At 42.6% G+C, this 12,502-nt stretch carries 10 protein-coding genes; all 10 read right to left on the bottom strand.

Translation table 11 applies throughout. The annotated features are described in order from the left end of the window. Window positions 1-48: 48 nt before the first annotated feature. Window positions 49-930 (bottom strand): 4-hydroxy-tetrahydrodipicolinate synthase, encoded by an 882-nt coding sequence (dapA, locus tag N3A72_04700; protein MCX7918902.1) that lies wholly within the window; start codon window positions 928-930, stop codon window positions 49-51. Between the two features lie 464 nt (window positions 931-1,394). Then, entirely contained in the window at window positions 1,395-2,024 is a 630-nt protein-coding gene (locus N3A72_04695) for a DUF4433 domain-containing protein (protein ID MCX7918901.1), read from the bottom strand. Between the two features lie 527 nt (window positions 2,025-2,551). Beyond that, window positions 2,552-2,935 (bottom strand): four helix bundle protein, encoded by a 384-nt coding sequence (locus tag N3A72_04690; GenBank protein ID MCX7918900.1) that lies wholly within the window; start codon window positions 2,933-2,935, stop codon window positions 2,552-2,554. A gap of 102 nt (window positions 2,936-3,037) precedes the next feature. Continuing rightward, on the bottom strand, window positions 3,038-4,018 hold the full coding sequence (locus N3A72_04685) for a DUF1566 domain-containing protein (GenBank protein ID MCX7918899.1): 981 nt from the start codon (window positions 4,016-4,018) through the stop codon (window positions 3,038-3,040). Between the two features lie 304 nt (window positions 4,019-4,322). Continuing rightward, window positions 4,323-5,219 (bottom strand): diaminopimelate epimerase, encoded by an 897-nt coding sequence (dapF, locus tag N3A72_04680; GenBank protein ID MCX7918898.1) that lies wholly within the window; start codon window positions 5,217-5,219, stop codon window positions 4,323-4,325. Between the two features lie 120 nt (window positions 5,220-5,339). Further along, complete coding sequence (gene lysA / locus N3A72_04675) at window positions 5,340-6,581, bottom strand: diaminopimelate decarboxylase (GenBank protein ID MCX7918897.1); 1,242 nt, start codon at window positions 6,579-6,581, stop codon at window positions 5,340-5,342. A 155-nt stretch (window positions 6,582-6,736) separates the two neighbouring features. After that, entirely contained in the window at window positions 6,737-8,053 is a 1,317-nt protein-coding gene (locus tag N3A72_04670; protein MCX7918896.1) for a hypothetical protein, read from the bottom strand. A 40-nt stretch (window positions 8,054-8,093) separates the two neighbouring features. After that, a complete protein-coding gene (argH, locus tag N3A72_04665) occupies window positions 8,094-9,503 on the bottom strand; it encodes an argininosuccinate lyase (protein ID MCX7918895.1) in 1,410 nt (469 codons plus the stop codon). A gap of 114 nt (window positions 9,504-9,617) precedes the next feature. Continuing rightward, entirely contained in the window at window positions 9,618-10,685 is a 1,068-nt protein-coding gene (locus N3A72_04660; GenBank protein MCX7918894.1) for a bifunctional phosphoglucose/phosphomannose isomerase, read from the bottom strand. A gap of 81 nt (window positions 10,686-10,766) precedes the next feature. Then, window positions 10,767-12,500: a phosphoenolpyruvate--protein phosphotransferase gene (gene ptsP, locus N3A72_04655; protein MCX7918893.1), complete on the bottom strand. Its 1,734-nt coding sequence runs from the start codon at window positions 12,498-12,500 to the stop codon at window positions 10,767-10,769. Window positions 12,501-12,502 lie beyond the last annotated feature (2 nt).

Here is a 12,502-nt window from a genome sequence, read left to right as displayed (position 1 = left end):
GTACCTCCCTTTTTTCAAACTCCGAAATTCGGATTTTGATATTCGGAGCTAAATCAATTGATACTGGCTAAGTATTTCTTTCAGTTTATCTAGATTTTTGTTACTCATCTGATATAGTGGCAATCGCAATTCCGAGTCAATTTTACCCATTACTGCTAACGCAGTTTTAACCGGTATCGGATTGGTTTCTAGGAACATTGCTTGCGTTAACGGGAGTAGATAATAATGTAACCGTCTTGCTTCGTTGATATTTCCGTCGAACCACGCGGTACACATCGCTGCCGTTTCTTTCGGAACAACATTTGCTACAACGGAAATGACACCGTGCCCGCCGAGCGCTAATAGCGGTAATGTCGTAAAATCATCGCCGGATAGTATCATAAAATCTTTCGGACAAACCGCAATAGTTTCAGCAACCTGTTTCATATCGCCGGTCGCTTCTTTCACGCCGATAATATTTTTTAATTCAGCGAGTCGCGCCATGGTATCCGGTAAAATATTGACTGCGGTTCTACCGGGAATATTATACAAAAATAACGGGATATCTACCGCTTCTGAAACCGCTTTAAAATGCTGATAGAGTCCTTCTTGTGTCGGTTTATTATAATACGGACTAATCAGCAGCGCAGCATCCGCACCAGCTTTTTCCGCAAATTTGGTTAACCGAATCGCTTCCTTCGTGCTATTCGACCCGGAACCGGCGATGACCGGAATTCGACCACGAACGGTTTGAACGGTAATTTCAATAACCCGTTCATGTTCTTCGTGGGATAATGTAGCGGATTCGCCGGTAGTCCCGCAGGGAACTATCCCATCAGTTCCGTTGGCGATATGCCATTCAATCAAATCGGTTAACGCTTGTTCGTCAATCAGCCCGTTTTTAAACGGGGTAACGATTGCAACTAGTGAACCATAAAACTTCTTTTTCATTTTGTATCGTATCTCCTTTCTCTTTTCCTTTTTAATTATATAAAGAATTGACAAATGTTGCTAGATTATTTATCCGCGTTTACAAACGGAATGCACCGATTGGTAATAATGTTCAGGTGGCGAGAAGTATCTCGGTTCATCCGTCCCTATCGGGACTAATTTGGAACCGTGAATTTTGAACCCAGAACTGCCGTTCTGGGCTATAACCATCTATCCCGTTCAGGGATGAGTGAATTTAGCCCAGCCATTTATGGCTGGGATTGATAAGTCGTCCCGGTTAGTTCAGTCCCGTTCGGGACGACTGAAATTTTTCTCCTGTCAGATTGACTGCAAGGGAGATAACGAGCGGATTTTTTTTGTAGGCACTAAATTTATCTATCCCCTAATTTGGGTTCAATGCCCTGGCTTTTGCCAACAGGGGGAACCGCCAGGATGTAAGTCCGTAGTTAAATATTCAATAACGGTTAGAATAACTTCTTGTTTGGGTCAACGAATAATGGTGGGTAGGAGAAACCATACCGAGGGAAATTACTCCATTTTTTGAATAACCAGACCCAGAAGTAGCGTATGTTACCTTTCCACGTCGGTAGATATATCGCCTGTATATCCGATATCGGGATAAAATCTTCAACCAGAATTTCTGATAATCGATTTTTCGGGTTCGGTTCATCCGGATTACGAAATAACCGAACGAAATCGTCAATTGTATCCTGCGATTTTAATACGACTACATTAACTTCGATACTTGCGCTACTGCGCAACGAAAACAGTGTGCCTTGATATCCGGCGACATACGGTTGTATCGCCAGCGCTAAATATTGCTCGGTGCTCTTATCCAGCATCCATCTCGGCGGAACTAAACTTAAACAGATATAATCTTCGAGTTCTTTCCATTTATCACCCCATCCGTGGATTTCTATCGGCTGAATATTTCGTAACCGTGCCTGATGCCGACTATAGATTCCGCCAGCAGATAATATTTGCGGGAGGTTTTTTATCGGAGTATAATGATAGAACGATTCGAGTTTACGGGAAGATATTTCTTCCAGATACGCATTCCAATCAGGTTTACGGAGTTTAGCTGGTGGGTTCAAATAAGGTTAACCCGAAAAATTTCAGGATCGTACCGCAGGCTGTCAGCCTGTAAAAAAAGTAAATAAAATTGAACTATGATATCGGCTAATAGCCGGCGCTACTCTCAAGTATTCAACTACAGTACCACAGGCTGTCAGCCTGTAAAGTAAATTTAAATACAAATTATACTCTGTCACCGCCTAACAGGCGGCGTTACTTTCGCGTCCAGAGGGGTAAACCCTTCTGGACTTCCCAAAACCTCAAACAATCAAAGATTCAAATAACCAAATAACCAATATTACCTTCGGAAACGGACAGCCAACACCCGATTGTTGTTGGAGTTGTCGCGGTTGTTCCAGTTCTCGTTGCCATTGTTGAAGTTTAAGTTCCAGGCACCGGAAGAACCTTTTTTCCTTCCACTTCCTAGCCGGAATACCCGGCTAGCCATCGGAAATCGAGTCCGTTTCGGATACCATTTCCTGAATATCTATGCCACCTGGGCGGGAAGGACAAGGTAATGTTACTTGGCTCGCTCACATTCCTACCTTTAATGAGGATTGGGTTGTGATTCAGACCGATTCCCTCGAGTCGAAGAATGTTTGAGCCATCCCTCGTTCTGTTTCGCAATCTCGATTACTTGATTAATACTAGTTTGAAATGAATTGAAATTGGGAAATACCTGTAGCTCTTTACAAACGTGAATCACCTGTTTTAACTCTTCGAGTTTTAGCCGGATTTCTTCTAGAACCGGTTTTTTATCATAACTGTTATTTGCGCGAATAATCAATAGCAGGATATCTCGGGTAATATTCCTTAGCGCTGAACCGTGAGTATATTTATTATATCGGCTGAAATTCCTGACTATTTTCTCAAAGTAAACCAGTAAATCAAATGTGGATTTATATATCTGGAGATGTTCATATTGTGCCATGTTCTTTTCCCTATAAAAAAATTTCGCGTCCAGAGGGGTAAACCCCTCTGGACTCCCCAAAACCTCAAATAATCAAAGATTCAAATAACCAAATAACCAATATTACCTTCGGGAACGGACCGGCAAGACTCTGTCGCCGTCGGAGTCGTCGCGGTCGATCCAGTCCTCGTAGCCATCGTCGAAGTCCAAGAGCCAGGCACCGGAAGAACCTTCGCTTTCGTATAATTCCGAACTCCACGCCCAATATCCGCTAAACTTAAATACCGGATCAATCTTTATTGTAGAACCCCAATCTTCGTGCCCGTACGGTTTATGCTCTTTCGATGGCTCATACAATCCTTTTAATTCCGCTCTGGTAGGGAGTCGCCAGTCAGTATATCCGCCTAACGTCAGATTTTCGGCATACTCTTTCGCTTGATACCACGTTCTATCTCCGCCAGGGTCTGGTGCCCACATTAAATCCGTTCTCGTATCCAGAATAATCCCCTCGCGGGTAACCTTAAACCGACCATCAGCACTCTGGTCAACAAATTCCAAATCTCCAGCCTTCTGATAGGTAACTGATTTCGGTTTCAGCCGTTCGCCAATTAAAATCTCGACGATTTGGTTGCACATCCGTGGTATTTCTTCTTCGTTCGTGCAGGTTAAATTCTCGCTTTCTTTCGCGGTTGCGGTTTGTACGTCAATAAACCGTGGGGTTAACGTATAACTTTTCCCCATTTTAATGATACTGCCGGTAACAATCGTTTCTGCACCGAGAAATTTCCCGACTTCAACCGCACTTTTTGTGTCAACTAAATCGGTCATCTGTAATTTCTGCTCTTTCAGCACCTTCAAGAGCGCACTCCGTTCAATCACACGATATTTTTTCGATTTGATTAACGCAGAAGATAAAATCTCTGCGACTCCTTTGCCAAACTCGCGGTCAACCCCGCTCCCGATAGCTTCAAAATCAACTACTGCAACTCGCGATAGCGCCGTATCTGAACTCGGTTTATCGGTCTGTTGACTTATCGCTATCCTAGATAACATCAGCGTGAATAGAAGAATATTGAATAGGAAATATTTATTTTCCCTGTTCATATTTTTTCGGACCAGCGTTAGTCAAGGGTTGTTCAACTACGGTTTCGCACACTGGTACCTGTAAAAGGACATTGAAATACACCTTATCCTCTTTCACCGCCTAACAGGCGGCGCTATTCTCAAGGACTCAGCTATAGTACCGCAGGCTGTCAGCCTGTAAAGTAAATTTAAATACAAATTATATTCTCTACCGCCTAACAGGCGGCGTTACTCTCAAGGACTCCGCTACAGTACCACAGGCTGTTAGCCTGTATGAAATTTCCGACCTAGCGCGTTCGCGGTATTTAAATATTTATTATGGATATTATTTTACCGCATCTGCATAGATTATTCCATCATACACGAACCGGGCATCGCCTTCAAGATAGACGTTGGTAATGGTATCCGGGGTCGCTTCGAAATATACTTTTAGTAAACTTCCGCTACGTGTATGCACGGTTACTGGCGAACTAACTCGACCTAACCGATACGCAATAATTGTACTCGCAATTGAGCCAGTTCCGCAAGCGAGCGTTTCATTTTCAACCCCACGTTCATAGGTTCGAATCCGTAACGTCTGTTTATTCTCGCATTTAACGAAATTAACATTCGTTCCTGCTGGCTGAAATTCTGGATGATACCGAAGTTCCCTACCGAGATTAACCACATCAAGGTCATCAAGTGTAGTCGGTCGTTTCAACATTTCGAGAATATCAGAAATGAAAACGACAACGTGCGGAACTCCGGTATGAATAAAATGGGTTCGTAATTGCCCGGATTTAACCGTAAGCATAATATTCAATTTCGGCTGACCGGGATCGCTCATTTTAACTTTAACCAGATTCTGGTCAGTTATTTCCGCTTCATAGAGTCCGGCGCGGGTTTCAACCCGCATCCGGCGTGGCGCGATTTGTTTCAGAAACGCGAATCGAGCAGCGCACCGAGCGCCGTTCCCGCAGGTATCCGCTTCAGAACCGTCAGCGTTAAAATATCGCATTTTAAAATCCGCTGTTTTCGAATTTTCAATCAGAATAACGCCATCCGCACCGACGGATAACCCCCGACGGCAGAGTCTATTGATAAGCGTCGGTAGCGCAAGCTGGTGTGTGGAACCATTCTCATCGGTAAACGAGATACCGTCTGACGATATGTTCTGCTCACGATTATCAATCAGAATAAAATCGTTCCCAGCTCCACTAAATTTACTGAATGGAATATTCATCCGGTTTTATACCTCCCTATCAAACTCATGGAAGAACGAAAGAACGTAGGAACATAATCTTATCGGTTCTTATTCTTTAGTTTCTAGTTCCTCCGTGCGTTCGTTTCTCAAATCTCTCAGTTATTTCTCATTTTTTAATAAATCTTCGTAGGTTTCCCGTTTCCGCACAATGCGATACGTCGCATGCTCAACTAAAACTTCTGCTGGACGCGGCCGGCAATTATAATTCGATGCCATCGAAAATCCATACGCACCCGCACTCATTATCGCTACTAAATCGCCGGATTGAACTTCTTGAATTTTCCGATTATGTGCAAAAAAATCGCCGGATTCACAAACCGGTCCGACAATATCCGCTTCGAGCATTTTTGCAGAATCGTTTTTTACTACCGGAAGAATTTCGTGATATGCATTATAAAGTGCTGGGCGAATTAAATCGGTCATTGCCGCATCAACGATAACAAACGTTTTTTCGTGCGTTTTTTTAACATAGAGCACTTTGGTTAATAATATTCCGGCGTTTCCGACCAGATACCTGCCAGGTTCTAAAATGAGCCGACATCCGAGATTTGCTACTAACGGGACAATTGCGGCAGCAAATTCAGTTGCGGGCATCGGTCGTTCGTTATGGTACACGATACCCATCCCACCACCCATATTGAATACATCAAGATGTATTCCGGAATCGCGCAGTTTATGCAAGAGCGTGATAACCCGTTTAATCGAAGCGATATACGGTTGCGGGGTCTCGATTTGTGAACCGATATGAATATGCATTCCGACCACAGCTAGATTCGGTAATTGTTTAACCCGATGATAGAATTCCGGCGCATCGTGGTAATCTATTCCGAACTTATTTTCTTTTTTTCCGGTGGTAATATAGTCGTGGGTATGCGCATCAACATCCGGATTAACCCGAATCGCTAGTTTAGCGGTTTTCTTTAATCGGGTAGCAATCTGACTGATGAGTTCCGCTTCCGGCATCGATTCAACGTTGAACATTAAAATATTCGAGTTTAAAGCGTACTCGATTTCTTCTGCCGTTTTCCCGACGCCAGCGTAAACAATTTTCTGCGGGTCGAATCCGGCTTGTAACGCGCGATATAATTCGCCACCGGACACAATATCCGCTCCGCATCCTTGCTCGCACAGAAGTTTGCATAACGCTAAATTGAAATTCGCCTTTATCGAATAGCAAATGAGATGGTCAATCGCAGCAAATGCGGTATCGAGTCTCCGATAATGTTCAATTAACGTCTGCCGACTATAAAGGTAAAACGGTGTTCCGACCTGTTCAGCAATATCTTTGATACGCACCTGCTCGCAATATAATTCGTTGTTTCGATATTGAAATTGATGCATAATTTTATCTCATTATCTCGTTCGAATCTCGTATATCGAAATTGGAAATAAAACGATACGGTTAAAACCTACCCTCTGCGTTTGAATCGTTTTCAGCTGATTTCAATTTCCGATATTCCGATTAATCCTTTTTAGAATAGAGAATCTAATTTTGGTTAACTTGCGGTAACTAATTCCGTACAGCGTTTTTCCTGCCATAGTTTTCGTTCCAGTTCGCGTTTCTCAGCGAGTTTATCGCCAAGAAACGAGGGCGCAAATTTATTCCATCGCTGCGTTTTTTCAACTGGGTATTGGAATAAATCTGACGATGCGGGTACCGATTTAAATTTCGCTAAGAATTCCTGCTGTTTACTGAGCAACCGATTCCGGGCATCGATAACGTTCGGAAACGCTAATCCGCCAAGCCATTCTTTAACTAACAACACTTTTTGCACCTGTTTCGTATGGTAATCTGTTCCGTGCGAATATTGCTCTAACTGGATTGCTAATTCTTTCGGAAGATAAACATAAAATTCTCGGTTTCTCTGATACGTAGCAATCATTTTCTGGAATGCAGTTCCCGGTTGCCATTGGTCAAGAAAAATCGCTTTAACATTTTCAGCGAAAAAACTCGCTGCAAATGCGGGTTTTGTAGATTGAATTCGAAATGCATTATCAGCATGTTGTCCGGTTAATTGCATACTCGCAGTTTCCGGAACAACTACCTTCTGTTTCTCCTGCGAGAAAATCAGTTTTTCCTTTAACAGATATTTGCAAAACGTTTCGATTAATTCAAAAAGTATAACCACCGCGGTTCGAACCAACTCTTTAACCAGTTGATATCGTTCTAATCCTAATCGGAACCAATTCTGCAGTAACTTCGTTAAATCGAACATAAACGGTTGCCATCGGTTAATGTTCATCCGGGTCGCGCGAGTGAAATACAATAATAAATCGCGCGTGGTTTCAAGCTGTCGTAACGTATCCGCAACGGCAAATTTCCCATCAACTAACGCTGGGATAAAAAAGTTTAAGGGCGATATTACCAATCGGTCGTTGAGAAATGAGCACCAGGTAAACGACCGTTCTTCTTCCGGTAAAAAATTGAACCTGATTTCCGGACCGTGTACTCGCTGGAGTGATAACGGCGGTGAAAGCTGATATATTTCGCGAAAGATTCGTTCGGGATACAATCGAGGAAAATAAAATATGGGGGTATCAGAAATCAGTTTCCGGGTAGCAGCAATTAATCCGGATTCGACCACTTTAACATCGTGATGGTCATGGAGCACATAAATCAAATCTAGTTTGGTTATTCCAGGATAAATCTGATAATTAGCAAGATAAATTGAATGTAATCCAGCAAACCGGGTTATTTCGCGAATCAATCGGTCGCGATTCTGAACAACCATAGCGTCTGTCAATTCGACTGGGTCGGCGAAATATTCATACGCCGGGAGTTTGATAGCATGTAATACTTCAGTAACGGTCATACTAATCAAAAACTAAATTTCTGGAAATGATAATATTAAGCTAAGCGTAACGGTTTGTTAGCAGTTCTTTTTTTAATCTCTTTTTCGCTTCGGCAATAGCTTTTGTTACCTGAACCGTAGCGGTTCCACCCGGGAGATTTCGCGAATCTACACTATGTCGAATATCTAAAATTTGATAAATATCTCGCTGAAACTTTGGGTGGAACTGTTGGTATATTTCCAGCGGGAGTTCTTCCAAAATTTTCTTATGGCGGATGCAATATTGAACCAGCTTTCCGACAATGGTATGCGCTTCTCTGAATGGAACCCCTTTTTTCGTCAGATAATCGGCTACATCTGTAGCGTTAGCGTAACCCAACTCTGCCATTAACCGCATTCGTTGCACATTGAACTTTATGCTCGGTAGCATTTTTATCAAAACCGATAAGGTTCCGATAATGGTATCAATCGAATCGAATAATGGCTCTTTATCTTCCTGTAAATCGCGGTTGTAGGATAACGGTAATCCTTTCAAAACTGTTAACACGGATATAAGGTTTCCATAAACGCGCCCGGTTTTCCCGCGGATTAACTCGGCAACATCCGGATTTTTTTTCTGCGGCATAATACTACTTCCGGTACAAAACGCATCGCCTATTTCGATGAACCCGAATTCCGGCGTTGACCATAACACTAACTCTTCAGCAAGTCGCGATAAATGCATCATCAGGATTGCTGTATCGTTTAGAACTTCGATGATAAAATCCCGGTCAGAAACGGTATCAATACTATTCTTCGATATTATCGGAAACCCAAGCTGTTTAGCAACATAATTCCGGTCAATCGGAAACGAGGTTCCAGCAAGTGCTCCGGCACCAAGCGGCATAACATTAACCCGACGATAAGTTTCACGCAGCCGGTCGCGGTCGCGGTCGAACATCTCAAAATACGCTAGTAAATGATGTGAAAGTAGCACCGGCTGTGCATGCTGTAAATGGGTAAACCCCGGCATAATTATGGTAAGATTTTTTTCCGCTAATTGTATCAGGGTCTGTTGTAAGTGTTTTAGATACCCGTCAAGGTCAGCTATCACTTCGCGTAAGTATAACCGCATATCTAACACAATCTGGTCATTCCGACTGCGAGCGGTATGCAGTTTTCCTGCTGTGGTGCCGATTTTCTCGTGTAATCGCTTTTCAATACTCATATGGATATCTTCATCCGCGGGATTATATTTGAATTTTCCAGATTCGAATTCATGCAATATTTCCTGTAACCCGCGAATAATTTTGTGCATTTCAGCATGGGAAATAATCCGGCATTTCCCAAGCATCCGCACATGGGCGATACTGCCGAGAATATCATATTTATATAATCGTTTATCGAAATGCAACGAAACGGTATACTGTTCTACGTCAGTATCGGTAGCTGTTTTGAATCTACCTGACCACAACTTATTCGAATGGGACATACTATACGTAACCGAAAAACATAAAAACGGAAGAATAATTCTAATTCAATGCCGGCAATTCTATAGATGGTAACCGATAACTTTCTGTTTTCAAATTTTTCGGTTTTTCAATCGTTATTTTGTCAATTTTTCTTTTAAATAGTTAATTTTGGTAACCGGGGTTGGGTCGACTTCGTTTAATATCGCTAGATAATAACTCACATAATCGCCACAATATAACACCGACCACATCCGGGCTAATAGCGAATTCCCGATTGTCCATAGCTCAGTTATCCCATCCGCATATTCTTCAATCAATTCCCGGGTTATCTGAAACCGTTTTTGCACTTGCGGATGGTCTTCTTTATCGCGGATGTAAATAACATGCATCTTCTGCATTAACTCTTTTTGCACTTCCCAACCAACAATTTCGTTATGATTTAATTCCGGGAATACCTGAGAATTCGCTAAACATTTGCTATTTTCGTTTATCTGACAGCGCCATCGCATAACGATACTTTCAAATCTATCACCAGAAGCATAAATGACCGGGAGTTTACCGTAGAGCCGACTTGCGATTTGTTTTGTCAGGTTCTGTTCCATAGCAACTTCTGGCGCATATTGTTCACGTAACCGTTTTAAGAGAGCGATAACCTCGGTTGCCGCAGATGTTTGTTCCGGAATCAACGCTAAGTTAGCTAATGCTATTAACGCCGGGAAAAACGAATAGCCGATAGCGGTTCTTGGTGGTAATCCTGAAGGAATAATGATAACCGGAAATCCATCGTTTACCGCGCGTTCGGCTAATTTTCCACCGCTGGTAATACAAAGAATTTGCGCTTTCTTTTTCTTGGCGATATCATAGGCAGACAGGGTTTCTTCTGTGTTTCCTGAATAACTACTCGCAATGAATAAGGTCGTAGAACCAACGAAATTCGGTAAGGTATAATTTCGACTTACTACTAGCGGTACCGCCAATTGTTCTGCTAGATAATTGCGTAATAAATCACCACTGATTGCTGACCCGCCAAGCCCAGCGAACAGGATGTTCGTAATATTTGTGTTATTCGAGTTTCGCTTAAATTGTTCTCCGATAGTAACCGCTGCTTGACATTGTTCTGCTAAATCATACAGCAATGCACCCATATTATGCTGGTCAATTTTCTCGATCTTTTGAATATTATCAAAAATAAAAGTTGACATATAACCGTTCAGGTGTAAATCCGAAATCGACGTCGTAAATCTCAAGCTCAGGACTTAGGACAATTCATTTCGGACAATTCTTTACACCAGTTCTGGTAGAATTTGTGAAACGCGCCGTTGCAAATATTCACGAATTTCATCTGCAGTTGATAAATTGAATACCGTTCTCGCTAACTCTTTCGATTCCTGCATGCTAACTGATCGAATAATTTTTTTAATTCCGGGAATCGCTACCGGTCCCATACTAAATTCATCTAATCCTAATCCGAGAAGAATCATCGTAAACATTGGGTCTGATGCCATTTCACCACACATTCCGACCCAAATCCCCGCATTATGCCCAGCATCAATCACCCATTTAATAAACCGCAATATTGCAGGATGAAGTGGGTCGTATAGATGCGCTATCCGTTCATTTACTCGGTCAACCGCTAGCGTATATTGAATCAAATCATTCGTTCCAATACTAAAAAAATCAACTTCTTTCGCTAAAATATCTGCGGTCATCGCTGCTGATGGAATTTCAATCATAACCCCGACCTGCAAATTCTGGTCGTATTCAACTCCTTCAGCAGCTAATTCCCGTTTGGTCTCATCAAGAATCGATAACGCCGCACGAAGCTCTTTAACGCCGGATATCATCGGGAACATTATCTTAACTGAACCAAACATACTTGCCCGAACAATAGCACGTAACTGAGTTTTAAATACATCCGGACGCTCTAAACAGAACCGAATCGCGCGACATCCTAAAAACGGATTCATTTCCGCAGGCATATCGAGCTGTGAAATAAACTTATCACCACCAAGGTCAATCGTCCGGATAATCACCGGTTGCGGAGCGAGACTTTCCGCTACAACCCGATATGCTTCAAACTGTTCTTCTTCTGATGGGAAATCCGGTCGGTTCATGTATAAGAATTCAGTGCGGTATAATCCGACACCATCAGCGCCATGCTTTTTAACGTGCTCAATTTCTTCTGGCAACTCAATGTTTGCAGCTATGGTTACTCGATATCCATCAGTCGTTTCTGCCGGTAACCCTTTAATTTTTTCTAATTCCCGCTCGAACAAAATGTAGCGCCGTTGCTTTTCCTGATATTCCGCTAAGGTTGCTGGATCAGGATTGACGATAACTACCCCGTGTGAACCATCAACGATAAGTGTATCTCCGGATTTCACTGAGGCAGTGATGTTGCCCAATCCAACCACTGCGGGAATTTCAAGTGCACGCGCCATAATCGCAGTATGCGATGTTCTACTCCCAGTATCAGTGGCAAAACCAATCACTTTCTCTTTGACCATTGAAGCGGTATCTGATGGAGCAAGGTCATACGCAACCACAATCACTTCTTCTTCCAATTTCGCTAATGTTTCCCGTTCTTTCCCAAGCAGATTGCTAATCACTCGCCGTCCAACATCACGTAAATCGGTAGCTCGTTCCCGCAAATATTCGTCTTCCATTTTCGCAAAAACCGCTATCATTTTCTGTAGAACCTGCGTGAAGAGATATTCAGCATTTGTTTTATCCTGACGAATCCGCTCGATGGTCTGCTGGATTAAACTCGGGTCTTCTAATAACATCAAATGAGTCGCAAAAATTTCTGCCGCGGTTGCTCCTATCTCCTTTTCTACTTTCGTTTTCAGGTCCATCAGTTGTTGTTTGGTCTGCTCAACCGCTTGGCGGAATCGTGATATTTCATCAGCAATCTCCGATTCACTAAGTTTCCGTTCCGGAACAAAATAGCGGTCACTATCTAATAAAAAAACTTTGCCGATCGCTACTCCCGGCGAAACCCCTATACCTGTTAGCATAA

It is taken from the genome of bacterium (assembly GCA_026416715.1).
Taxonomy (GTDB): domain Bacteria; phylum UBP4; class UBA4092; order JAOAEQ01; family JAOAEQ01; genus JAOAEQ01.
The sequence above is the reverse complement of the archived record's forward strand: the minus strand, read 5'-3'. Positions and strand labels throughout refer to the sequence as shown.